This window comes from Paenibacillus sp. BK720 (genome assembly GCF_011761545.1).
Taxonomy (GTDB): Bacteria; Bacillota; Bacilli; order Paenibacillales; family Paenibacillaceae; genus Pristimantibacillus.
The window spans coordinates 242,642-267,764 of the sequence record NZ_JAASRQ010000004.1; the positions used below are offsets into that span (position 1 = coordinate 242,642).

The 25,123-nt window shown below is 46.8% G+C and carries 24 protein-coding genes; 7 read left to right on the top strand and 17 right to left on the bottom strand.

The window, feature by feature from the left end; translation table 11 throughout:
- Positions 1-5 precede the first annotated feature (5 nt).
- Positions 6-584 (top strand): TetR/AcrR family transcriptional regulator, encoded by a 579-nt coding sequence (locus FHT67_RS16745; protein WP_167200020.1) that lies wholly within the window; start codon positions 6-8, stop codon positions 582-584.
- Between the two features lie 304 nt (positions 585-888).
- Here FHT67_RS16745 and FHT67_RS16750 read toward each other — a convergent pair whose 3' ends face one another.
- The 11 genes from FHT67_RS16750 to FHT67_RS30370 form a co-directional block, all read right to left on the bottom strand.
- Positions 889-1,323, bottom strand: a complete 435-nt coding sequence (locus FHT67_RS16750; RefSeq protein ID WP_132307517.1) for a hypothetical protein — start codon at positions 1,321-1,323, stop codon at positions 889-891.
- 3 nt (positions 1,324-1,326) lie between these two features.
- Positions 1,327-2,364: a DUF3231 family protein gene (locus tag FHT67_RS16755; protein WP_132307519.1), complete on the bottom strand. Its 1,038-nt coding sequence runs from the start codon at positions 2,362-2,364 to the stop codon at positions 1,327-1,329.
- A gap of 339 nt (positions 2,365-2,703) precedes the next feature.
- On the bottom strand, positions 2,704-4,245 hold the full coding sequence (locus FHT67_RS16760; protein WP_132307521.1) for a GH35 family beta-galactosidase: 1,542 nt from the start codon (positions 4,243-4,245) through the stop codon (positions 2,704-2,706).
- A 29-nt stretch (positions 4,246-4,274) separates the two neighbouring features.
- Positions 4,275-5,789 carry an ABC transporter substrate-binding protein gene (locus FHT67_RS16765; RefSeq protein WP_132307523.1) on the bottom strand — a complete coding sequence of 505 codons (1,515 nt, stop codon included), beginning with the start codon at positions 5,787-5,789 and terminating at the stop codon, positions 4,275-4,277.
- Positions 5,790-5,975: 186 nt separating this feature from the next.
- Entirely contained in the window at positions 5,976-6,863 is an 888-nt protein-coding gene (locus FHT67_RS16770) for a carbohydrate ABC transporter permease (protein WP_132307525.1), read from the bottom strand.
- A 17-nt stretch (positions 6,864-6,880) separates the two neighbouring features.
- A complete protein-coding gene (locus tag FHT67_RS16775; protein ID WP_243867265.1) occupies positions 6,881-7,837 on the bottom strand; it encodes an ABC transporter permease in 957 nt (318 codons plus the stop codon).
- A 176-nt stretch (positions 7,838-8,013) separates the two neighbouring features.
- A complete protein-coding gene (locus tag FHT67_RS16780; protein ID WP_167200023.1) occupies positions 8,014-9,600 on the bottom strand; it encodes a response regulator transcription factor in 1,587 nt (528 codons plus the stop codon).
- Positions 9,597-11,342, bottom strand: coding sequence for a sensor histidine kinase (locus tag FHT67_RS16785; protein ID WP_347880100.1), 1,746 nt, complete (start codon positions 11,340-11,342; stop codon positions 9,597-9,599). The genes FHT67_RS16780 and FHT67_RS16785 overlap by 4 nt, the downstream gene beginning before the upstream one ends.
- 294 nt (positions 11,343-11,636) lie before the next feature.
- On the bottom strand, positions 11,637-12,212 hold the full coding sequence (locus FHT67_RS16790; protein ID WP_132307529.1) for a manganese catalase family protein: 576 nt from the start codon (positions 12,210-12,212) through the stop codon (positions 11,637-11,639).
- A gap of 50 nt (positions 12,213-12,262) precedes the next feature.
- Complete coding sequence (locus FHT67_RS16795) at positions 12,263-12,526, bottom strand: spore coat protein CotJB (protein WP_116394336.1); 264 nt, start codon at positions 12,524-12,526, stop codon at positions 12,263-12,265.
- A gap of 67 nt (positions 12,527-12,593) precedes the next feature.
- On the bottom strand, positions 12,594-12,842 hold the full coding sequence (locus FHT67_RS30370) for a spore coat associated protein CotJA (RefSeq protein ID WP_132308021.1): 249 nt from the start codon (positions 12,840-12,842) through the stop codon (positions 12,594-12,596).
- 769 nt (positions 12,843-13,611) lie between these two features.
- On the opposite strand from FHT67_RS30370, the gene FHT67_RS30060 reads away from it, so the two are divergent.
- From FHT67_RS30060 to FHT67_RS16815, 3 genes are all read left to right on the top strand, one after another.
- Positions 13,612-13,869, top strand: coding sequence for a hypothetical protein (locus FHT67_RS30060; protein ID WP_279591570.1), 258 nt, complete (start codon positions 13,612-13,614; stop codon positions 13,867-13,869).
- Positions 13,870-13,898: 29 nt separating this feature from the next.
- Positions 13,899-14,189 carry a DUF4183 domain-containing protein gene (locus tag FHT67_RS30065; protein WP_243867308.1) on the top strand — a complete coding sequence of 97 codons (291 nt, stop codon included), beginning with the start codon at positions 13,899-13,901 and terminating at the stop codon, positions 14,187-14,189.
- Between the two features lie 76 nt (positions 14,190-14,265).
- A complete protein-coding gene (locus FHT67_RS16815) occupies positions 14,266-14,550 on the top strand; it encodes a DUF4183 domain-containing protein (RefSeq protein ID WP_132307533.1) in 285 nt (94 codons plus the stop codon).
- A 225-nt stretch (positions 14,551-14,775) separates the two neighbouring features.
- Here the strand turns inward: FHT67_RS16815 and FHT67_RS16820 are convergent, their stop codons facing one another.
- Positions 14,776-15,750 (bottom strand): alpha-L-fucosidase, encoded by a 975-nt coding sequence (locus tag FHT67_RS16820; protein ID WP_167200029.1) that lies wholly within the window; start codon positions 15,748-15,750, stop codon positions 14,776-14,778.
- A gap of 142 nt (positions 15,751-15,892) precedes the next feature.
- Here FHT67_RS16820 and FHT67_RS16825 point away from each other — a divergent pair, with 142 nt between their 5' ends.
- Entirely contained in the window at positions 15,893-16,768 is an 876-nt protein-coding gene (locus FHT67_RS16825; protein WP_167200032.1) for a helix-turn-helix transcriptional regulator, read from the top strand.
- 41 nt (positions 16,769-16,809) lie between these two features.
- Here the strand turns inward: FHT67_RS16825 and ytvI are convergent, their stop codons facing one another.
- From ytvI to moaA, 5 genes are all read right to left on the bottom strand, one after another.
- Complete coding sequence (gene ytvI / locus FHT67_RS16830; RefSeq protein ID WP_132307539.1) at positions 16,810-17,841, bottom strand: sporulation integral membrane protein YtvI; 1,032 nt, start codon at positions 17,839-17,841, stop codon at positions 16,810-16,812.
- Positions 17,842-17,979: 138 nt separating this feature from the next.
- Entirely contained in the window at positions 17,980-19,125 is a 1,146-nt protein-coding gene (gene yfkAB, locus FHT67_RS16835) for a radical SAM/CxCxxxxC motif protein YfkAB (protein WP_167200035.1), read from the bottom strand.
- Positions 19,126-19,257: 132 nt separating this feature from the next.
- A complete protein-coding gene (locus tag FHT67_RS16840; protein WP_132307543.1) occupies positions 19,258-20,376 on the bottom strand; it encodes an HD-GYP domain-containing protein in 1,119 nt (372 codons plus the stop codon).
- Between the two features lie 125 nt (positions 20,377-20,501).
- The gene (locus FHT67_RS16845) at positions 20,502-21,941 is read right to left on the bottom strand and encodes a bifunctional metallophosphatase/5'-nucleotidase (RefSeq protein WP_132307545.1); all 1,440 of its coding nucleotides are present in this window, start codon (positions 21,939-21,941) and stop codon (positions 20,502-20,504) included.
- 19 nt (positions 21,942-21,960) lie between these two features.
- Entirely contained in the window at positions 21,961-22,962 is a 1,002-nt protein-coding gene (moaA, locus tag FHT67_RS16850) for a GTP 3',8-cyclase MoaA (RefSeq protein WP_132307547.1), read from the bottom strand.
- Between the two features lie 99 nt (positions 22,963-23,061).
- Between moaA and FHT67_RS16855 the strand changes: the two genes are divergently transcribed.
- Together FHT67_RS16855 and FHT67_RS16860 are read left to right on the top strand one after the other, a co-directional pair.
- Positions 23,062-23,811, top strand: coding sequence for a molybdenum cofactor biosynthesis protein (locus tag FHT67_RS16855; RefSeq protein WP_167200038.1), 750 nt, complete (start codon positions 23,062-23,064; stop codon positions 23,809-23,811).
- Positions 23,812-23,949: 138 nt separating this feature from the next.
- Positions 23,950-25,014, top strand: a complete 1,065-nt coding sequence (locus FHT67_RS16860) for an HD-GYP domain-containing protein (RefSeq protein ID WP_132307551.1) — start codon at positions 23,950-23,952, stop codon at positions 25,012-25,014.
- The last annotated feature ends 109 nt before the right edge of the window (positions 25,015-25,123 follow it).

Genomic DNA, 25,123 nt, shown 5'->3' on the forward strand with positions numbered 1-25,123 from the left:
ACACGATGACAAGAAGCAAAGAGTTCGATGAGAGAGAAGTCCTATTAAAGGCAATGTATTTATTCTGGGAAAAGGGTTATGAAAAAACCTCTTTACAGGACCTTGTTACGCATATGGGGATACATCGCAGAAGCCTGTATGATACTTTTGGCGATAAGCATAGCCTCTTTATAAAGACGTTGGAACTATACGAGAAACACAAAACAGCAGCTATTCAGGCAGAAGTATCACGCGGTCGTTCGGCGAAACAGGCGATCCGCTTGATCTTTGATTTGCTGATTGAAGTAAACGACGACCGACCGTTGGGCTGCTTATTTGTGAATTCAGCCACCGAACTGGCTTTGAGGGATCCGGAAGTACGCGAAATAACAAACGAAGGTTTTAATAACTCGGAGAAAGTTCTGGTAGAACTCATTCAAAAAGGTCAGCAGTCGGGCGAGATTCCCATTGATAAGGATGCAAAAATTCTTGCGGCTAGTTTGCAGACTACACTGATTGGATTAAGAGTATTGGTTCGAACGACCACCGATAAAAAGAGGCTGCATCAAATAGCAGATACTTCCATAGCGATGCTTGACGCTTAAAGGAACCCTATACGGCGGTCTTTAGTCTACACAATAGAGTCCTGTTACGCGTATGGTTACCGAGGATTTATTGGTGGATTGAGCTGTTGGATGTTTTGAAATAGCGCTTTCTTGTGTTTGCGATTCACCATGCCTTCATCTACTAAGCGTTTTGGCTCTGTCCTCATTTCCTATTCCTTTAACTCTTGAGTTGAGCTTGATGCTGCATATTGGAACTAAGCTTCCGTTGGCGTAAAAAACAGCAGCCTGTATCGGCTGCTGTCCTGTAATTAAAGCGTCATGATTCGAGGCTGTTCACTGTCTTTTAACGTTTCCGAAGGATAGTGAAAAGACCAATTCCGATTATAACGCCAACACCGATTCCTATTAACCCAAGCCAAACCGCTCCCAAAAATCCCTTCGAAAAAACAACACCAACGGTCCCGAAAAAAGCTCCGAAAGCAAAAGGGAATACAGTATTTGGGTTCAGTTCTTCCCCGGCATCCTTATAGGCATCCCAAATTCCGAACATGTAGACACAAGGATAGAACATAAGCCATTCCATACATGTTGGCTCGACCGTTGGAATATCTCCATGAAAGCTCGTTACAATAGCCCCGTTCAGATGTGACTTTAAGTTGATAAGAAATTCCAAGGAAATCAGCAGGATGCCCTTTACATATCTACCGTTAAGGAGCTGGCCGAATCCCGGTAAAGCGATACTCCACAATAACGCCTCGATGCGGGACACTCTACCCATGTCCTACCCCATGGTTAACGATTTACGATCTGCCGCTTGTGGAGGCTGTTCCATCCAGCCTAAATCAATCATTGTATTGGCTCCATCCTCCACGTAATTTCCAACTTCCATGATTAATCGCGCGAATGTAGCCGACACATCATGTCTTGCACTAAAAGCCAACGCATTGCCATATGTTCGGACCCGCATCGCAAACATATCGATTTTATGGGTAAGCATTAGCTTATCCGAAAATGGCGATACGGTTGAATCGGTAACGAGATGATTCATCAGCGGATGGGTAGGCAAATCTTCTTTGTGCAGCAGCTTGGTTAAAATATCGTATTGTTTCAATGCGATATCCTTCCCTCTCTTGAAGTAATTCCTAACTTGATCCAGCTTGGCAGCTTGGCAGAAGCCTACCAATACCGCACAACTGGTCGCGTTATTTTGAACATTATCGTAAATATGGGTAATTTCCAGTGATTGAAGAGGACGAATATCCCCGAAGAAACCGTCTAAATACCGCTGTTTTTTGATAAAATCGATTTTGTCCGGAACGGGTATATAAGGCGGCTTGACCAAAAGTCCTTTCGCATCCAGCAAATCGTTAACGTCATTGATTAGATTAATGGTTGATTTGAGACAATCGGTAAAAAATTCGCGGATGTCCTGACGACTCATTAATGGCACAGCGATTCCGTAGATACTAATCCCCGCTTTACCGGTATACTTCAAGTAATGCAAATAAAATTCATCCGCGTACAACCGGGGAGCTTTTAAATTTACGTCGTCATCGGTGAGTCCGACCGGTACCGGATGACCCTCCCGCGTGAAAATATCCTTGACCGTTTGCGTTAATCGGTCTGCCAGTTGTAACGCTTCATTCAAAACATTTCGAATATCTGCGTCGTCCACATTTTGCTGAAAATAACGCAAAACACACCTGGCCATACTGTTCCCCATAAAAGTCGCCCATAATTTCCCGACTTCCGCCGACGTTAATTTATTGGGCGTATTTCCTTCCATTTCCGTTTTTTCTTCGTGTTGTAGTTTGCTCATGGGGCACCTCTTCTTGTTTAACGTGATTTCTCACTTATTTATCCACGTTATTATTCCATTTTGAACCACATTAAATACCGTTCCATTACGTTATATACATTTTTGTTCCCCCATCGGACTTGATCATCTGCACCGCTTCAGACTGTCCTGCAAATAAACAAGGCTGCCGGATTGTGGCAGCCTTGTCATGGATCGTCTCCTTTATTTGCTTTCGTTTAATTGTGCTAAAACTTGCTCGAGGTGCCTATCGGTCATGGCACCGCCGCCGAACGAAACCAAGGCGCGCAGAGGCAAGTACTTTATGGTACGCCATCGTCCTTATCCCTTCGTATCGCTTGATTATTTATATTTATACATCTCCACTTTAAGAGCAGCTGGTTTTCGACCTACCGAAATCATATAAGCAGCTTCATCACCGTTTAATACTCTTCCTCTGATCCATTCATCATTTATAAACTCGCCTTCCTCGATTTGAATGTAGCCGACCTTATCCGTTTCTCCCGATTTCGGAAGAAATTCCACCGAGAACCCGATTCCAGCGAACAGAAATTCATCCTCGCTAATCTCGATGACCAGCCCCCCTGAAACCGGTTTGCCTTCCTCTTGCCGTTTATAGGTAAGCTTCACATCATATTTCGAAAAAGTTAGCAAGCATCCACTGTTATGATGTTGCAGGAAACCGGTCATTTTTCCAGTACCCCGATACCGGTTAATGATACCCATCATATTGCCGAGCAATTTATAGCTTTCGGCGAGATATGGTCCGGTACCGTTTAAGATGAAAGCCGACATATCAATATTAAGTGCCATCATGATTCCGAAATCCGGCCCGTCTTCATTTGTCTCAGCAGCAAGAAAATCCTCAATCCCGAACGGAGCAAAGCATAGTGCATTATGCTTTCCGATGGCGTAGAATACGTTCGTTGCCGACACCATATCTCTTCTTGCTTCCGGAATGAAGAGAGGGTTGCCGTCAGCCGTATATTCTTCGCAAACCTCGGCAAAATTGGGCAAATAAATATCAGGCGCATACAGACAGATGGTCGGAGCAGCGTGCTTCCATATTTTCATCACTTTCGCAATTGGACCGCCGCTCGGATAAGTGCCGGCCTTCCAAGGGTATTGCTCCAGCCATGCGTTAACAAACATTGGAAGCGGATAAGCCTCCGAACCTGCTTTAGCGATTTTTTCTATCGCGCATGCGTAGTGATAGGCCATGAAATTTTCAGCGGCTGCTTCGCCAAACACCTCTTTCCAGTTCCCGTTTTTACTATATAGGGCAGCAAGGCCCGAAGGAATAGCCTCTTCAAATTGCTTGTCAGCCTTATCCGAGTAATCTCTTTCCGCGCCCAGAAAACCAATTTCGTTCTCGATCTGCATCATAATGACGGTTTGCTTCTCCCCGTCTATTTCCTTCAAATGCTTCATCAGAGAATGAAACGCCGTGGCGTCCGCTTCAACGGCTGCGTCGCATAGCGGTGAAATCGTATCCGATGCCGCTCCGCCCGGATAACGCGCTCTGAAATAGGCTTCATAGTCTTTTTTTACCCAGGAAGGCGCATAAGTGGATCGACCGTTTTTCCACAGCCCGAACCATAGCAGGACAAGTCTTACGCCTTCTTCTCTTGCCTGATCGATAATGCCGTCAACCAAAGCAAATTCATATTGGCCTTGAACGGGCTCCATTAATTCCCAAAATACGGGCACGATCACGGTATTCAAATGCAAGCCTCGTAAATTCGGCCAAACTTTCGTCTTCATATAGTCAAGACTAGAAGAACTGGAGTTATGAATCTCACCGCTTAAAGCGATATAGGGTGCTCCGTCCACGTACAAAGTTGTTAATCCATTCTCATTATTGAGATAGGGCAATTGCTTCATTTCATCTGCACCTCGCTAATATTGTTATACTAGTTCGAAACTTGCTTATTCGATTTCGCCCATTCATCCAGCTGCTTTTGCTTTTCAGCGATAATTTTGTCGATTCCTGCTGATTTTAGCTTCGAAATAAATTCAGGAAGCGATTTACCCGGATCCAACATGCCCGTTTCAAGGGCGAGACGGAATTGCTGACTGACAGCTGTCACAGCCGCAAACTCCGTTTTTACCGGGTCAACATCAAATATAAATCCTAAAGCTTTGGATTTTAACGCCGAAGAATTGAATTCCTCCATTTGCTTCCAAATGTCAGGGTTGTCGCCTTCAAAGGTGTAAGAAAGAAATTGGTTGCCAAACAACCAGCCCATGAACAAATTGTATCCGCTGTTCGTTCCGTCGACGCCTTGCGGAAATTTGATAACGTTATCCGATACTTTCACGAAATGCTTGCCTTCGATTCCCCAATCGAATAGATTTACGATTTCTTTATCCGTATACATCAGATTTAAAAATTGCATCGCTTTATCGGCATTGTTGCTGCTGCCCGGAATACCCCACATAATTCCAGTAATGGAAGATGTTGTAGCAACAGGCAGGGTAAGCGGAACGGATACAACGGCAACGCCGTTCTTTGATTCCTGTTCGTCAAAACCAGGCTTTGTTTTTGCCAAGTAGCCGAAGCCGCGATTTGATTTCAACAGATCGAACTGACTGTCTTTATTCGTAGCTGCATCCTTAAGGATGTATCCTGCTTTGTACCAGCTATGAATTTTGTTTAATAGCGCTGCGTATTCGGGCGTTTCGTACAAATTGACGACCTTCAACCCATTATCGAAATTTGGCAATACACCGAACGAATCCCCCAAGCTATCATAAGTAATATAGCTGTCTGCGATCGATGCTCCAACTGCGGATGGTATAAGAGGTGCCATAGTTGGCTCGTTTTCTTTAATCGTCTTCAGAACCGCTTCCACATCATCTAACGTTTTAATGGACGTAACATCAATTTTATATTTATCGACCATGTCCTTCCTCATCGCAAACGAATAATTCGTTGCGAGATCGCGGTTCGAAGGGACACCGTAAGTGCTTCCGTCTATTTTGCTGGCGGATAAATAAGCAGGATCGAATACCTTCTTGATCCCTTGACCATGCTCTTCAATCAAGTTATCCAGCGCCGTCAATTGGCCCTTGGCCACCTTAAGCGGATACGTATTGCCGGACAGCATCATAAGATCAATCTTCTCGCCGCTTGTCAGCATCAGATTCGTTTGCTGATCCCAAGCGCCGAAATTAATCGGAGTCAGCTTGACAGTAGCATTAATCTTCTCCAAAGCCAATTTGCTGATTTGATCTTGTACAGCTTGCAGATCGGTCGGCACACCGCCAAAAATAGGGAATACAATATTTAGCTCATAAGGCTTTTCACCTCCGCTTCCGGAATGGCTTGCCGTTTCACCATTGCTGTCTCCATTAGAAGAACAAGCCGACAGCACGATCATGCAAAGAGCCATTAATGCGGACAACCATTTCATTTTTTTAACCATCGAGAATCCCCCATTTCATTGTGTATTGTATAGCCAGCGATTTGTTGACGGTCGCATTCCCATTTCGTTGAACCTCGCTAGCTTGGTACCCATTATATAATCATGCTTTCAAGCACTCTGCTCCAAGCTCGACCTCTCATTTGCACCATATCGACTTTGTGCTCGTTTCCCCTGATCACAAAGCTGTTATCCTTTTACGGCTCCGATCGTAATTCCTTTAATGAAGTATTTCTGGAAAAAAGGATAAGCAATCAATATTGGAATAGCACCCACTACGGCAATGGCCATACGTACTGAAGTGCCTGGCAGTTGTTGTGCTGCACCGCTGGCTCTCGAGTCCGCCATCCCGCTCGATAAAAACTGTATGTCCGTCAGTATTCGATTCAAAATGTTTTGAATGCTGAACAGCTTCGGATCTGTCAAATAAACAAGCCCATTAAACCAGTCGTTCCAATAGGCGATCGTCTGAAATAATCCGATGGTTGCCATAATGGGCATCGAAAGCGGAATGACAATCGAAAAAAATGTCCTGAACTCTCCTGCTCCATCGATATTGGCAGACTCGATAACCGGCAGCGGAACGGAGGTCATGAAAAACGTCCGCATGAGCAATACGTTAAAGCCATTCATTAGCAGCCCTGGGATTATCAGCGCCCAAATCGTGTTTTTCAAATCAAAATATTGCGTGTAGATCAGGTATGTCGGAACCAGACCTCCATTGAATAGAAGCGTGAAGAAAACGAAGAAGGCAAGCGGATTTTTTACCGGGAAGTCTCCCCTGGACATCGGATAGGCAAGCAGGGATGTAATCGCTAGACTAGTCGCCGTGCCGGTCAGCGTAATAAATATCGTTATTCCGTATGCTCTAAAAATTTCTTCGGATGCCTTTCCTAAATATTCATAAGCGGAAAAGCTCCACTCCTGCGGAAAAAACGAATACCCGTTGCTAAGGATAGATTGCTCGCTCGTCAATGAGGATACGACCAGCAGCAGGAACGGAATAAGACATGCACCCGAAATGAGGATCATCGTAATATGGCCAATCGATTGGATCGTCCGATTTTCTGCGTTCATAATGGTTAAGCTCCTCTCTAGAACAAAGCGTTATCGCTGTTGATTTTACGAACGACATAGTTGGAAATGAGAACTAATACAAAACCAACAATCGATTGGTAAACGCCAGCAGCAGACGACATGCCAATATCGCCAAGCTGCATCAAGCCTCGATAGACATAAGTGTCTATAACGTTTGTTGTGCTGTTCAATGCACCGGCGTTGAGCGGAACCTGATAGAACAGGCCAAAGTCGGAATAGAAAATGCGCCCGATCGCCAGCAGCGTCATCATCGTAATAACAGGCATTATTAGAGGGATCGTAATCATCGAGATTTGCTTCCATTTGGACGCGCCGTCGAGCGTAGCTGCTTCAAAATACTCCTGATCGATGCCGATTATGGCAGCTAAGTAAACAACACACAGAAATCCCGCACTTTTCCAAACATTGATCACGGTTAAAATAAATGGCCAATATTGCGATTCCGTATACCAAGAAATTTCGTTTAGCCCAAGCATGGGAAGAATGGTTTTGTTCATAAATCCAGTTTCAGCGCTTAATAATGCGAATACCAGATAGCTGACAATGACCATGGAAATAAGATGCGGCAGCAAAATAATGCTCTGATAAAACCGCGACAGAAATCGATTTCGAATTTCATTGAGCAGAATAGCGATACCTACAGCAACAATTAAATTAATAATGATAAATGCGGTGTTGTACAAGATCGTATTTCTCGTAATGATGAAGGCATCGCTTGTCTTAAACAAATACTCAAAATTTTTGAAGCCGATCCATTCACTGCCCAATATGCCCTTCGAAAAATTGACATCCTTGAAGGCGATCACAATTCCGAACATTGGTAAATAGTTGTTGATAATCAAATACAAGATACCCGGCAGGGTCATCAGCATCAGCGGCATATACTTCCTTAGTTTCATGACTTTTTTCTTCGCGCTGATCTTCTTCTCTTCTGCCATCACGACCTCTGTCATCGAACAATCCTCCCTTTTCTCCACTCACTTGTTGTATATTCTCTATAGTAATGCGAATGGAACAAGCCTACTGCTCCGTGATCGACCTTTCATTTGCCTCATCTCGACCAAAAGTATTTCGATGTAAATGAGAAAAAAACCGACCTGAACGGTCGGCATTTTATGTGGATTTTAGACTACGAGAGAGACTTAAGCCTATATTCTAAAGGATTCATCCCGGTATGCTTCTTGAATCTCCTCGAAAAGTGCGACAGATTCGAATATCCGGCGCTTACAGCTATCCTGCTGACTGGCATCTCCGTTTTCAGCAGCAACGATTCCGCAAATTTCAGACGCTCCAACACAAGCAATTCCGTTACGGACATACCTTTCTCTTTCTTGCATAAGCGATCAAGATAATCCGGATTTAAATGCACCTGCTGGGCGATCTCTTCCCTCGTCAATGGCAAGTCCAGATGCTGAGCGATATAGGCCATGATATGCTCTATCACACTGTGATTCAGGTCCTTTTCGTTCTTTAACGCGGATATCGTTTCCGTGAACCCGGAAATCCATGCGAGGAAATCGGGAACCGATCGCGTTGCATTCTCGGACAGTTCCACCAGTTTGATATCTCCGAATAAAGATTGGAAAGGGGCACCTTCTTGTCTCATCATATAGTACTGAGTTTGCGTTATGAATTGCTGAAAAAGATACAATGCGCTCGCGTCTAGCTCGAAAGCATTTGCAAGATTGGCCAAGTAACGCTCCGCTTCCATCACGATTTTTTGCTTTGAGCCTTCGCGCAGCAGAACCGTCCACATCTGCTGGTCCGGTTTTTGGATCGTCGAGCTAATGCGAAACGGCTCGTAACCAAGCCGCATCACTTTATTATGATGTGCCACGTTATTCCTCTGGGTAACGATCAGCTCATCCACGAGCTCGGGAAGTTGGTTCACATCAACCTGCCCTCCAATATAACAGGTGAGATCGCAGAAGAAGTACCCGCGGCAAGCGGTAATATATTGCTCGCAAAGACGGTTTAGCTCTTGTTCCTTATAGTTGTGAGCTTCTTCAAAAGATAGGATTGCGAGCAGTGACCCTTTTGTAAAAGGAATAACCTGGATGACGGAAGATTCGCCCTTCATCATTTCTTCAGCCGTATTCTTTAAAGCATATTCCAATATGCGTTCATCTCGTTGATTGATGGACTTGTGCCATCTTTGAATATGAATGAGCACAGGCACGAATTTATCGGAAGCGCAAAACGGTATACCGCGTTCCGCTGCATTTTTTTCGATATGAGAAGCTTGCAAAGTAATAGAACGATTCAATACATCCATCCAAAATCGTTCCTTTAATATGGATTGTTGACGGAACCACTTTTCGCCCAGGTTCACCGTTTCTTTATCTTTCATAATTTTGTCTGCTGCCTTCGCAACGACTATCTCCAGCTCCTCATACGGAAGAGGCTTCAATATATAATCCAAGCTGCCGAGCTTCATTGCCCTTTTGGCGAAATGAAAGTCAGCATGACAAGTCATTATAATTGATTCCGTAGTTTGCGAATGTTCCCTTACCCATTCAAGCAGATCCAATCCGCTCCCTTGCGGCATTTCGATATCGCATAGCATAATGTCAATGGCCGTACCCTCGAAGAGCTCTTTCGCTTGTCGAATATTGAATGCTGTGTACACGCCCGTAATACCCAGCTTAGACCAATTAATATCCGATAAAAGGCTGTCAACTACAATACTTTCGTCATCAACGATTAGCAGATTCATCCACGCTTCACCTTCTTCAAGTTGTTTTGCTCGAGCGGCAATTGAATTTCAATCACGGCTCCGGAAGGATTTCCATTGTTAAATTTAATATCTGCTTGTCCCTCATATAATAGATTGAGCCTCTGTTGAATATTTCGAATGCCGATATGCTCGCCTTGGTCGTCTCGAATCGGTTCGCTTCCATTAAGCAGTTGAAGCATTTCCTGAGAGAAGCCTTTTCCCGTATCTCTAATTTTAATATGCACTCTCGGCGCTGCACCGGCATGATCCATCCGAATGTCAATGAACAAGTATACGGGTGTATCCAAGGTTACGGCATGCTTAATCGTATTTTCCACAAACGACTGGATAAGAAGAGGCGGGACGTAAACATCCGCAACGTTGTCATGAACATCAATGGACGGAATAAGTCCAGTCGGCGACCGAAGCTCCTGAATCCGCAAATAATTCCGTACATGCTTCAGCTCATCTTGAAGCGGCACGATCGATAGATTGCTTCTGAACATATATCTGAAATATTGAACCAAGCAGAGCGTTATCTCCTCGATCACCTTCGTCTTACCCGAACGGGCAAGCGTATAAATGATATTTAGCGAATTCATAAAAAAATGGGGATTGATTTGTAACTGCAGATGCTGCAGCTCTGCTTTTTGCTTATTGATCTGTTCTTCATAAACGCTGATACGCAGTTCCTCAATCTGACTCATCATATTGTTAAACGAATTGTTTACGACCTGATACTCGTCACTTGTACGATAAGGTTGTATGCGAATGTTCAAGTTCCCTTCTCCAATCAATTTCATTGCCGAGATGATTCGGTTGAGCGGACGCAGGACCATTTTGCGCAGCATAATGAGGAAAAGCGGCAGCAGTAAGATCGATCCCAAAGTGATAATAGTGGAAATCTTCTGCAAATAAGGAAGGTTTTCTAGTATCTGTTCATCTGGAATAAGCGCTAACAAACTGAAATCCCCCTTCATCGAGCGTTCGCCTACAACCAGGTAACGATTTTTATCACCGGACATATAATAACTTTCGAAGCTTCGATTCAAATGGATGCGATTCTCACTTACAATGTCCGCATGAATCGTCGGTTTACCTTCATCCGTCACCATCAAAGAAACACCTTTTTCACCCAGATTTATTAGCTTTAATGGCATCAGCAGCTGATTGATATCTACCCATGCACCTACATAAGAATGATCAGTAGCCAGAATACGCAACAAATAATATTCATCGCCAAGCTTTTGTACGATCCAATCCTTGGAAGGGCACTCCGTTGAATTAAGGTGATTCTTCAAATAATTTCGTACCGCTTCTCTCTCCTTATAAGAGGCGCTTAGGTTAATGCCTTCCAGCAAATCATCCTTTCCCGTATATACAAACAAAGAGTCAATCGTTTTATAGACCAGCACATCATCGGACAATTTTCTGGACAGCCGGATTTTACTTAACAGCTCCTCTTGCGGAGAACGATTGTCCGGCATGCTCTGCAAATCCAAATTGGTAGCCGCCAGGCTGATTAAATAATTATCGACATCATCAAGGCGGCCATCGATCTGTCCCATATAGAGCGAGATCAAATTTTTATTCGATTGCGCTACCTGCTCCCTAACGACGTCTATAGCATAAAAGGTGTTATATAGCAGCAAGGCAAGTATGGGCAAAATAATAGCGATGACCAGAGCTGTCAGCTTGAAGCGCAAGGAATTCCTCGATAGATGTGGCAACAGAGCATTCACGGTAAGGACCTCCCAGATAGCATGATGTCGATTTTATTAAACATTCTATATTATATTGTCTTTAAATCACTACTCCAAATTCTACTTATCATTTGCTTCTGGACGACTTTTTTAAAGACGTACTTTTACTTACAAACTTATCCTTGTAAGCTCTTCATACCATTCGAAGTGGGACAATGCGAATCATAGACAGATTTTCATTCCCAAGTCATTTCCACGGCCAAACGCACAAATAGCAGCCGACAAAGTAATCGGCTGCTGTCTATCGATTTCTCGGGGATATTAATTCCTACCTCACACCTTAAATACCTTCTTCGTTCCCCAGTCGGACTTGATCATCTCCACCGCTTCCCTAAACCGCAGGGAATGGACAATCTCACGTTCACGCAGGAACTTTAGGCTGTCCTGCAAATCAACATCATCCGTCATATCGATTAGCCATTGATACGTGGCACGCGCTTTCTCTTCGGCGGCAATGTCCTCATAGAGGTCAGCGATCGGATCGCCTTTCGCCTGGATATAAGCTGCGGTCCAGGGAACCCCAGATGCATTAGCATAATACAAAGCATGGTCGTGGTTCACATAATGTGGCCCTAAACCTGCCTCTTCGAGTTGTCTAGGCGTAGCGTCTTTTGTCAATTTATAGACCATTGTAGCAATCATTTCCAAATGGGCAAATTCTTCCGTGCCGATATCCGTTAATAGCCCAATGACTTTATCCGGAATCGAATAACGTTGATTCAAATATCGAAGAGCAGCGGACAATTCTCCATCCGCACCACCGTATTGCTCAATTAAGTATCTTGCCATCCTTGGATCGCATTTGCTTACCTTTACGGGATATTGCAGCTTCTTCTCATATAACCACATCCGTTCGACACGTCCCCTTTCTCAAGTGGAAATACAGGCTCAATTCGGTACTACACCTGCCACGGCCATGGACTTTGAGACCACTGCCAAGGATAATTCGAGAAGCTGTTCCCGAATTGAAGCATTGGACCGTATAGGCTTTCGAACGCCTGCCGGCATTGATGCTGCTGCATCGCAAGCTGATTAAACTGCTGGATCGCTTGGGCATCATGCGGATGGGTGTCCAAATAGAGGGTCAATTCCACCAAGGCAAAACTTATCGCTTGAAGCTCTTCCAGCTTGCTGTAGTATTGTTCGTCCAGAACAATGCTCAAGAAAATCAACCTCCTCAAAAGAATTGCGAAGCAATTCTTACTTCGAAAGCATAACCCTAAGAAATCCTTACAAGTAATACTTGGATTGATAGGAGCTGTAGAGAGCCGGCCACAGCGTCCCCCGCCTTAATGCTTCGTGAATCGAGTACTGAGGCAGCCCCTGCGGCTGGTACGGGATAAACAGGTTCGGCGGCACGACATAGGTTTTCAGCTTCATCGGCGGACAAGGATCGCATGGACCGATAAAAGGCTCATACACATGAACCTGATTAAGCGGGTTCGTATTGTTTGCGGTCTTGTATCCCTTATTTTCCATCCCCATTGCCATGTTCTCTACAGCTGCCATGTTTGGAACAGGGGCATTGTTGGCTGCAGCCGCAACGTTTTCCGCGTTTGCTGCATTTACTGCTGCATTCGAGGCGTTTGCAGCGTTTGCCGCATTCGGAGCGTTGTTCACAGCTTGAGCTGCCATGTTAGCGTTATTCTCCGCTCGGTTATTGCTCTCGGTGGTCATCCGGATATCCCTCCTGACATTTAGACATCTCCTAATCACTGTATGCCGGGATGGCTTTTCCCCATTATCACAAAAATAAAAAATCCGGCAAAATCTGCCGGATTTTTCTACTTTAATTGTTTAAACTTGAACAACCATTACGCAGATAACCCGTCTCATAAAAGACATTCATACCGTTATTTAAACGATTCAATAAGCTTCAATCCTTCACGCATAATTGCCTTCAAGGGAAATGTTACGGTCTTTTAATTTGCTGTAAGGTAGTTATTCATCCACTCTCGGAATGGTCAAATAACATACAAATAATTATATATGCCTTATAACTAAGGAGAGTTGGGCGATTTGAAGAAAAAGAAAAGGCTCCTGAAAAGAAAAAGAAGGCACAAACGAGTGTCAAAAAAAAGAAAAGGCTCGTGGACATGCAAGAAAAAGGGTATACCAAAGAAATCTGGTTGCAGGAGACGTCGCTCAATCTGCAAAAGACCCTGCCTTTATCGTTCAATAAAGAAGGTTCAAAAGTCTCATGATACATCAAGCGTACAATGGCGGAACGAATCAGCTGGCCCGTCAGGTGCTGCAGGTGCTCAAGGCCCCGCCGGTTCATCAGGTCCGCAAGGTGCCCCTGGTGCTCAAGGCCCTACCGGTCCATCAGGCCCGCAAGGTGCTCAAGGCACATCAGGTCAGAAAGACAATCAAGGTCCCCAAGGCCCTCAAGGCACTCAAGGCACTCAAGGCCCACAGGGTCCTCAGGGCCCTCAGGGGCCTCAAGGTCCTCAGGGTCCTCAAGGTCCTCAAGGCCCACAGGGTCCTCAGGGTCCACAGGGTATAATCATTGTTCCTGGAGTAGAAGTCATTTCCATGGAAAACCGTTATTTCTTTTCCCCTGATACCGATCTGGATTTATCGTTCTCTACTGCCATTCCTGCAAATCAATTTACAAATGACGATGGTGCGGTAACCTCCGAGTTTACTGGAGTTGGCCCGAACAGTTTCAATAACCTCTACATTAACGGAATCATTCAACCGGGCGGCTCTTATGACGTGAGTTATGCCGAACTGTATTTCCCACCGCAAAGCAGCATCATCTTTGCAGGAACTCCAATCGTACTCGAAACGGTACAGTTTATGGCGAATATCATTCCTTCATAATTCGTAATTTTGATAGATTTGCCCTCACATCTACCTCCCTTCTATCATTTATTAATGAGGAAGGGAGGTGAGAACAATGCCAATCGTTACACCCTATCAAAATAGCAGAAGGTTTACTTCTACTATCGGTTCAGGAACGGGAACTGGCGCGACGTATGCAATTGCCGCCACAGCTTTCACGAACGATGCCGGTACTGCTGCAACAGCATTTCCGGGCACGTTCAATTATTATAATCTCTATATTAACGGTCTTATGCAAACGGCCGACACGTCCACCGTTACGACCACTACTATTACCATTCCAGGAGGCGACGTCCTGGATGCAGGAACTCCAATTATCGTTCAGTTTGTTGTCTCCTAAGCTCACCTAAGTATGATTTGGCGAGAACAAATAGCCACGTCTAGAGCTGATCTTTCTCCGGTGTAATTACGGCCATCCGGCTTCTATTCATGTGAATAGAGCCGGTTTTTTTGTATTAGAGAATTGGTCCTGGAATTGACCGACCTACTTTCCGACCTAAAAATACAATGCGGTCCTGCGCATCCATAACCGTCGATTAATGGACGTATTTCGCTAATTCGGCAATTAATAGTTCCGGTAAAGAAAGTTCGCGGGCATCTCAACAAGCTCTTCGGGCTGCCCGAAACGCGTCCCGATTTCGGCAAAGCGCTCTTCAATGTTTTTGTCGAGGAGTCCCTTTTGGTTTGGTGCCCCGTTCAATAAAAACGTGACGTTGTGAAGATTGGCATCCTCAACCTTTTGCAGTACCCAGTCCGTACTTTTCAATTCCATGGTCGAATCGGTTTTTCTCCAGAACCAGGTCTTAGTCAGAATATTGCAGCTTGCTCCCGGTCCGTTAAATGAATCCTCTATTTCCTGACCCGCGGCATTCTCGTAAAAGACAATATCCGTATGATCCAATGTCGATTCGCAGCTGATATTCATCAGCAAGCATTGCGGTTGGAAGCCCTTCACCCACTCATCGATCTCTTCGAACGGAAGCTCCTCGTAATTCGGACCTCCCCAATGCGCGTTCCATCCGTCAATGATTATGAACGGAACCTCTCCATAGCTTGTCAACAGCTCCTCCAATTGATTTTTGATAAAATGCTTATCCTCTGGCGTACACTTCCTACGCCCGATTTGATGGTGCAAATCCAGCATTGAGAAGTAGAGTCCCGCCGCAATGCCTTCTTGCCTGAATGCATTCAGGTATTCCTTAACGACATCACGCTGAATAGCTGCGTTTTTCACGCTGTGTTCCGTATAACGGGTCGGCCATAAGCTGAACCCCTCGTGATGCTTCGCTGTCAATGCGGCAAACTTCATGCCTGCTGATTTAGCTGCCCTGGCCCACTGCGCGCAATCCAATTCCGACGGACTCCAGCTCTTTGGTTCGAAAGGGAATCTGCGGGGCTCGTCATGATTTTCGTGCGCATATTCCCAATCCTCTATTTCCGTCTCGGCAAACTGAAAGGTAGCGCTATTGAAGTGAATAAACATACCGAATCTTTGATTAACAAACCATTTCTGTCTCCGCACCAGCTCGGGGTTTATCATTTCTCCATCCTCCTTATTATTGCTAGCAACCACTCGATATCGTATGATATCTACTACTGTATCTCATTTATCTAATTAGTTAATCAGACAATGACGACTAATAATCATACGATATCTACATTGAATAGGAGGAGATGATAGAATGCTGGTCGTCGAACTGCCCGTCCCGCCAATTCCGTTACTGACTGCTGTTGGCTATACCCTGTGGCAAAACGGAATTGTGCATGCTCGCCGCCAATTCGATGCATACGATCTTGTAATTTGCACCAAAGGTACGTTATATATGGAAGAGAACGATATCCAGTACGTACTCGAACAAGGAATGATGCTTCTTCTCGAACCCGGGAAGATTCACGGTGGTTACCGTCCCACAGAATCAGAAACTGAAGTGTACTGGATTCATTTTCAATACCCTTCGTCGGACCTTTTGTTATTGAAAGAAAAGTCCATCTCCCGGCAGCCCCTGCTGCAGGTAACGGACCAGGATATCGTCCCTCCCCCCGCGATCATCGAAATTCCCAAGTTCGCAGCCATCAATGTGCGAGCAATCGTTCCCTTATTGAAAGAAATGATCAAATTGCATAGCATGTTGACTCTTTCGCGCTCCTTTGAATTAGAGATCCTCTTCGGCCAGCTTCTCATTCACTTACAAAATGGAATACGGGAGAACAGCCCAAATGCCCGGACATACGAAATTGGCGAAATGGTAGCTTCCTACCTGGCAGACCAGCTCGAGCTTCCTTTCGATTCCAAACGGATGGAACTGGATTTAAATTATCATTTTGACTATTTGGCGCGCTGCTTAAAGGAATATTCCGGCATGAGTCCCATGCAGTACAGGCATCATTTGCAGATCGATCGCGCCAAAAAACTCCTCGCGCATACCAGGCTTCCTCTGGTTAAAGTCGCGGAACAATGCGGCTTTCAGGATATCAATTACTTTTCGCGGCTGCTCAAACGCCATACTTCGTATACCCCCGGAGAATACCGGAAAAAACATCAATTATTCCGCGCGTAATCGCAAACGAAAAAAAATCCGGCAGAATCTGCCGGATCACGTCATAGCTTTATATTTATTTTGAACAAACCTGCTTTGCGGATCGCCATGTAAATAATGACAACCAATGGTCCAAGAAAGACCCCGATTACGCCCACCAGCTTAAAACCAACATACAAGCTGATCAACGCGGATAACGAGCCGATCCCTACCGAGTCACCCAGAATTTTAGGCTCTACGATACGGCGGAATACCGTCATGAACAGGAACAGGACGTAAAGTCCGATCCCGGCATACAAGTCCCCGGTTACGACCAGATAAGTCCCCCATGGGACAAGCACCGTACCCGTGCCCAGGATTGGCATAATATCCACGATGACGATAAGAAGGGCAATCGCAAGCGGATATTTGATATCCAGGATGATCAGACCGATTAACGAAAGGATGTAAGTAAGAGCACTCAAAATTATTTGCGAGCGAAGGAAGCCAAAAATCGATCTTTTCAAATTATCCAGCACTTCATTGACCTGTGGCCTCGATTTCTCGTCAAACAGGGTTAAGAACGTAGCCTTCATCGTATGGAGGCTGAAGCCGAACATGTAGACCGCAACCAGAAAGACGATAAAGAAAATGAACATGCTCGGAATCCCTGAAGCAAAAGAAATGACGGAGGACGATAATGAGCCTACCATGCCCGTGAGCGACTTGCTCATATCGGTCAGCCAATTCTCAATCTGGCTTACGGTATCCGGAGAGAAATTCGCGTACAGCGATCTTGCATTCTCGACCAGGTCGGTTACGTATGTACTGGCATCCCCAACATAGTTAGGTACTTTCTGCGCGAAGGCGATAAGCTCCGCGACAACCTTAACCCCAAGCAGCGCCATCAATCCGATTAGAATAACGGTAAACAGGCTGCTTGAGATCGTTGAGGCGATGAGACGGTTGGTCTTCAGCCTGCGGATAAGAAACTGAGTCAGCGGCTCCAGGAAAATAGCGACAACCAGAGCAAGCAGGAACGGCGCCCCAACCGTAAACAGCATGTACAGCAGGAACAGTCCAAAGGCAACCATGACTAACGTTTTTATCGACACTTTAACGGATACCCTCCTTTCCTCTGGAAAAGTTTTACGAGCCGTTATGTAAGCGGGGCTAAGACTTTCGTATGAGCTTCGTCCACTATCAGCATACGCCCAATTGCGAAAGTAATGTCCCCTTTTCCGCGCGGAAGCTTAAAGAATTGCTGTCTTCTTGTGAAAGTCGATGTCCTTATAATACATGTCCTTCACCAGCAGGTTTGGACCGCAGCAGGCGGCCGCCGGACAATGACAATTCACGCTTCTCGCGAGCTTATGGTCAAGCCAGCGATCAAACAATCGATCCAGTTGTTCATCCTTCATATTGCCAAATGCGGGTACGTCGGAGAAATCGGTTACGAATACCTCGCCGGTAAAAAGATTCACATTCAGCCGGTTGCGGCCGTCCGGGTCATTACGCACCGTCACATTGGGTTCCGAAGCTAGTCTCGACAAGAGCTTGCGCTCCTCCGGATTGTCGCTGCATTGATAGAACGGCAAGGTTCCGAACAGCATCCACACATTCTTGTCCCTTGCATCGAGCAGTCTGCTGATCGACCGTTGCATGTCTTCCTTCGACAAGACCGGAAGATCCTTCGCGAACGAGCTTGGGTACATCGGATGCACCTCATGGCGCTGACAGCCCATCTCGATAATTAGCCGGTGAATCTCTTCAATCTGATCATGAGTCCGGTAGTTGATCATTGATTCGGCGGATACAAGCACACCCGCATCGCTTAACCGCTTGGCATTGTCAATCATCCGGTCATACAGCTTGGCAGCCGCTTCGCGGGATACCGCATGACCCGCCTTCGCGAAGCCAATCTGGTGGAAATCGTCCGCATTCGTGTAGTTAAACGAAATATGCATGACGTCCAGATACGGAGCGAGCTGCTCATAACGGCTGTACGGCAGCGTGACATTCGAGTTAATCTGCGAGCGGATGCCTCGGCTTCTCGCATATTGAAGAAGAGGAACCATGTATTCCTTCACGGTACGGTCCGAGAAAGACGGCTCTCCGCCCGTAATGCTTATGGTCTCCAAATGCTTCACTTCATCCAGACGCTTAATCATCAGCTCCAAAGGAAGCTTCGCCGGCTCCGACATGACCAGCGTATCGCCTACGGCGCAATGCTCGCAGCGCATATTGCACAGGTTGGATACCGTCATCTCGACACTGGTCAAGGTATGGCGTCCATATTGCTGCAAGGATCGAATCGGGTCCCAAGGATCGTTAAGGGGAGATAATGGCGTGAGGGTATTCTTATTCAATGCATAATCTATCTGGTTCAATAATTTCATTAATATCAGCACCTGACTTACATGGTTAAATTGGGTATGGCTTATACCATTGTAATGTTCGAAGGAGAATGAAGCAAATGGAAATAGGTATAAACAACGAAAAAAGAGGCTATGCAGCCTCCTTTTCTCCTATTATATTCCTGAGGCCAGGCCAACATTCGATTGTTCGCCGTTTACGCTGACGATCATCGTGCTGAGCTGCTTCGATAAATCGATTTCGTAAGGCGCAGCCAGCTCTTCCCCCGCTTCGTTATAGAGCAGACGGATAATTGGCCGATGCGGATACGAGTGGTTGAAATCAACCACAACACCCGTCTCGCCCGTATGGATCTTGACCGTTATCCCGATTGGATAAATCGCCACCTTGTCCCTGAATAGCTGAACCATGTGCTGCTCGTACAAGGTGCCCGTGCCCGCATACAACAGCTCAATCGCTTGATGAGGAAGCATAGGCGCGCGGTACACGCGGTTTGTCGTCATCGCGTCATAGGAGTCAACCAGGCCGATCCACTTGGCGAAATCATGGATTTCTTCCCCTTTGATCCCGCGAGGATAACCGCTGCCGTCAACCCGTTCATGATGCTGGAAAGCGCAATGCGCGACAATGAGCGGCATATTTGGCTCATCCTTCAGAAGCTCGAAGCCGATTTTGGCGTGATTGCGCATCATCCGAAATTCATGATCGGTCAAAGAGCCAGGCTTTTTCAGCACGTCCATCGGGATTTGCGTCTTCCCTATATCATGGAGCAACGCTCCCATTCCGAGCTTCATTAATTCGTCTCTCGTATAACCGTGGGCAGAGCCAAGCAATGTCGTATATACGCAGACATTCAATGAATGCTGATAGAGATATTCGTCGACAATCCCCATGTTCATCAACATGATCATGGCGTCCTTATGATTGGACAGATCGTCGATTATCATATTCATGATCTGTTTAAAAGGCTGTGCGATGTACGGGTAAGTAGCGCCTTTTTTCTGCTTCGGCAATTCCATCATCGCGCGGAAATTCGTCTTGATCTCCTTTAAGGCGAGACTGATCGTATTTTCGCTTATAATTTCCGGAACTACGATATCATCGGTCCTCGGATCCTTAATAAACACATAATGAATTCCATATTGCTCCAAACGGAAAATATGGCGACTCGTTAATTCCATATTTTCTCCCAAGAGGACTAATCCGTCGCCCGAGAAAATTTTTTTGGCAAGTCTCATGCCAGGCTGGCATTGCGTTATGGGTACCAAGCGCATGTTCTTGATCCTTCCCCTTAATCAAACGGTGTCTAAGCTAAAAAACACTTATACATTCTTATTCGGACAAAACTAGCCGTATTGTTAATGTAAGGTATAAATTCACGCTTGGCAACCATTTTATACTAAAAATTCGACAATATTCTCCATCTTTCTTGGTGACATGCCGTAATTCCATTGCCTTCCCGCAGCTCCGCAGCCAGAAGATCCCGGATAAATTCGGGTAGATAGTAGGATACCTCCGTCGCCTGTCCCAGCGATAAATAGCCGATATGGAACGTAAACATATCGATGCAGCCAACCACGTAGTCCCGCTCGTCGGAGAGCGGTTCGCCGTTAACGCGAATCGACAAAATTCGATGAAACTCCGGAAGGGATGGATCGTATTCGACCTCCATGCCGTCAATCGCCAGCGTGCCAAGCACCTCGCCACGGAAGCCGTAGCCTTTGATCGGCATGCCTGTAAAAGAAGGCAGCAGCGCTTCCTCCAGCGCTGCCCGGATATTCGCGCCGCTGAGCACCATGCGGCACGGATTAATCGGCGACGGACAGAGGGCATGCAGCTGCCCCTCCGTCACGTCGCCTTCCTGCAGGCCGCCTAGCAGCTGCCCCGTATTCACGATGCCGATCTCGGCATCGGCATGGCGGCGCAGGCCGGCGGCCAGCAGGTTCCCGAGCGGCGATTCCCGCTCGGGGAGGGCGGGCAGCGGCGCATCCAGCCGGGCGATAACCCGGCTGAGCCGCCGCTCTCCCGCCTCGCGGTAGCCGCCGATAATCGCGGCGGCTGCGGGATGCTCCGCATAGGCGGCCATCGGCACGCATGCTGCGCGGAGACTCAAGCGCTTCTTGCTCTCGTCCAGCTCGAGCTCGATGCGTCCGATCTGCTCGCCGTATTTACCGGCGGCGCAAATCGAGGTACCGCCGATAACCAGCGGCTCCTCAAGCAGATGATGCGTATGTCCGCCCATGATCAGATCGATGCCCGGTATTTTTTCCGCCATCTGCTTATCGACGTTAATTCCGAGATGAGACATCACGGCTATGACGTCCACCTGCTCTCTTAGCCTCTTCACTTCTTCTCCAATAGCTTCAAAGGGATCGGTCAGATCCCAGCCAAGCAGCTCGTAAAAGTCCGTGTAACGGGCCGTAGCGGCTATCAGACCGACTCGGATTCCGTTCTTCTCCATTACCGTGCTGGGCAGCAGCCAGTCCGGCGGCTTACCCGTACCGAGCTCGCGCATATTTGCGCCAAGAATCTTAAATTTCGCCTCGCGGTATACCCGCTCAAGCGTATCCTTCGAATACGTAAGACCTTCGTTATTGCCAAGCGTCGCCGCGTCATAACCGGCCGCGTTCAATAGCTCGACATTGACCATACCGTCGCTGCCCTCGGTTTCCAGCCGGATACGGTCCATATGATCGCCGATATCCAGGCAGAGTATAGGTTCGCTGCCGTAAGCAGCTCGCTGCTCCTCTATATAAGACATCATTCTTGCTGCATTCTCGAGACGGCTATGAATATCGTTGCTGTGCAAAATGAGGATTGATCGATTTGAGAATGTCATGCCTGCCTCCTCCGGTTCGTTACCCGCCAATTTGAGACATCCGGCGGTCGGTTGGCGTATGCGACAACGCTTCATTCGCCAGCTTAGCCGCCATTTCATGATTTTCGGGCTTCAGATCCATGGCTTTGTAGAAAATGCCTCGCATCGCTTCCGGATCGCCCAGCGCTGCCTTCACATTCAGCTCATCCACCCAATAGAGGCAGGGCTTCATCGAACCGTCCGCCGTCAAGCGAAGTCGGTTGCAGCTCTTGCAGAAATGATCGCTAACCGGATGAATAAGGCCAAAGGATCCCTTGCCGCCTTCCATCTGCCAATCATCGGAAGGCCCGTTTCCTTTTACGTTCAAACGTCTTTCGATCTTATAACCCTCGCGCTCTGCCGTATCCAGCACATGCGACAGTGGCAGGTAGTGGTTACGCCAATTATCGTCCGCATGGCCAATCGGCATATATTCAATAAAACGCACATGCATCGGCTGCTCGTAAGCCAGCTTCAGGAACGAAGCGATTTCGTCCTCGTTAATGCCTTTGAGCAGCACGCAATTCAGCTTAATCGGTGCAAGGCCAGCCCGGCCGGCTGCCTCAATCCCCTCAATTACCCGTTTCAGCTCTCCGCGGCGGGCAATAAACTTGAATCTCGCGGGATCAAGCGTATCGAGGCTTATATTGACGCGGTTTAAGCCAGCAGCCTTTAAAGCTTCGGCATATTTGCCAAGCAGCATGCCATTCGTCGTTAAGGCGATGTCCTCAATACCGGGAATCGCCTTCAGCCTGCGGATCAGATCATCCAGGCCCGGACGGACAAGCGGTTCGCCGCCAGTAATCCGAAGCTTGGTAATGCCAAGCTCCGCCGCGGTCCGAACCACCTCTACAATATGGTCATAGCTGAGCAAATGGCTTGCATCAGCGAATTCCATACCTTCCTCCGGCATGCAGTATAAACAACGCAAATTGCATCTATCCGTAACCGAAATACGCAAATAATCGTGTTCTCTCCCGAAACGGTCCATCAATGGGGGCATGCCTCTCACTCCTTTTCTCTTCTACTAGAATAACATTTTTCACATGATTATGGTATGCTAATACGGAGTTCACCCTTAAGCGATGAGAGGTTATATAACATGACATATACTTGGAAAATCCAGTTATTCGCCGGGCTTTCCGACCGTTTCGGCAGCCCGGTCATTCAAATAGAAACAGACGCCTCTTCCATGACGGTAGCGGCGCTCAAGCAGGAGCTCGCGGACCGTTTTCCGGAGCAGGCGGATCTTGTGCGCATTTCGTTTGTGGCTTGCAATCAGACGTATGCTTCCGACGATACCGTTATTCAAGCCTCGGACGAGCTTGCCGTCCTTCCCCCCGTCTCCGGCGGGGAACCGGAGGAAAACGAAACAGGCGGAGGCGAATACAGTTCCGCGGACGGCCGATTCGTCATCACGAAGCAGCCGATCACCTCGGATGAAGTACTCGCTAAAGTTATCGTGCCCGCGCATGGCGCAGCGATCGCGTTTGTGGGGACCACGCGCGAATGGACCCATGGACAACGCACGGTACGCCTGGAATATGAAGCTTATGCGCCTATGGCCGTGCGTACGATGGAACAGATTGACGTTGAGCTTAACGAGCGCTGGCCGGGAACGCTGACGGCGATTTCCCACCGGATTGGCGTTGTTGGCCTCGCGGAGACCAGTGTCGTTATAGCGGTCTCCTCCCCCCACAGGGATGCCTGTTACGAAGCAAGCCGGTACGCTATCGAGAGACTGAAGCAGATCGTTCCAATCTGGAAGAAGGAAATTTGGGAAAACGGCTCCGAATGGAAAGGGCATCAGCAGGGAAGCCCTTGGAATCCGATTGAATCCCTGCCCGATTAATGGATGTCCATTCGAAGAGTGGTGCTAAACGTATAGGACAATAGTCATGTTTTCGCATCCCTCTTATTGCCATTACATTCATTCATTGTTACTATTATTTCATATATACCGTACATAATTTACTATTGAGGTGCAACGATGAGGCTGCATATTTCAGATTTAAAAGAGGGAGATATCCTGCTTAAGGACACCTTTAACGGTTACGGTCTGCATGTTTTGTCCAAGGGTACCGTCCTTGCGCAGAAGGATATTGCAAAGCTGTTTCAGCATCATGTTGACTATGTTGATATTGAAGACCGGCCAACTACAGAGCAACCTGCTCATCGTACACTCGAGACTACAGTAAATCCCAAATGGCTGCCCAACGTGCGGCCCGATTACGAGAATGCCGTCAAGGGCTTCCAGGAATTGTTCCAGAAAGCAACGGACGGCGGGATCGTCAAGCAGGACGAGGTTGCTGCGGCCTTCCAGCCTCTTCTTAAAAATTTCCAAATGGAACGCGATGTTGTCTCCATGCTGCTTCTGTTGAATACGGCTGATGATTATACGTACCAGCATTCTGTGCAAGTGGGCATGTTATCTTATTACCTGTCCTCTTGGCTTGGTTATACAGAATTGGAAGCGCTTGAAATTTCGAAAGCCGGCTATCTTCACGATATCGGCAAGAGCAGAATTCCTTCCAGCATCTTGGACAAGCCCGCCAAATTAACCGACGAGGAATTCGAGGAAATAAAGAAGCATACGCTTTACGGCCATGAAATTATTCGACAATCGTTTGAGATCAATTCCGAAATGATGGCGGTCAGCGCTCTTCAGCATCATGAACGCAATGACGGAAGCGGTTATCCGCATGGCCTGCGCGGCGACGAGATTCATCCGGTGGCTAAGCTTATTGCCGTCGTTGATATTTACAGCGCCATGATCTCCGAACGCGTCTACAAGAAAAAGCGCGACCTGTTCTATGTCTTGAAGGAACTGTATAAGATGAGCTTTAATGAGCTGGATGCGCATACGACCCATACCTTTATCAAGCATATGATCCCTAACTTTATCGGCAAAAAAGCCGTCCTGGAATCCGGAGAGGTTGGCACCATCGTCATGACCCACCCGACCGAATTCTTCCGCCCGCTTATTCAGACGGGCGAACGCTTTATCGATCTTACCGTCGATCGCGAGTATGAGATCAAGGAAATTATTTTCTAAAATGAACAGCTATTCAAATGCCCGTCCAATAATGGACGGGCATTTGAATTTTGCATATTTTCACACAAGGCAGAAACAATAACGCTGCAAAATAAAATGCGTGCCCGAG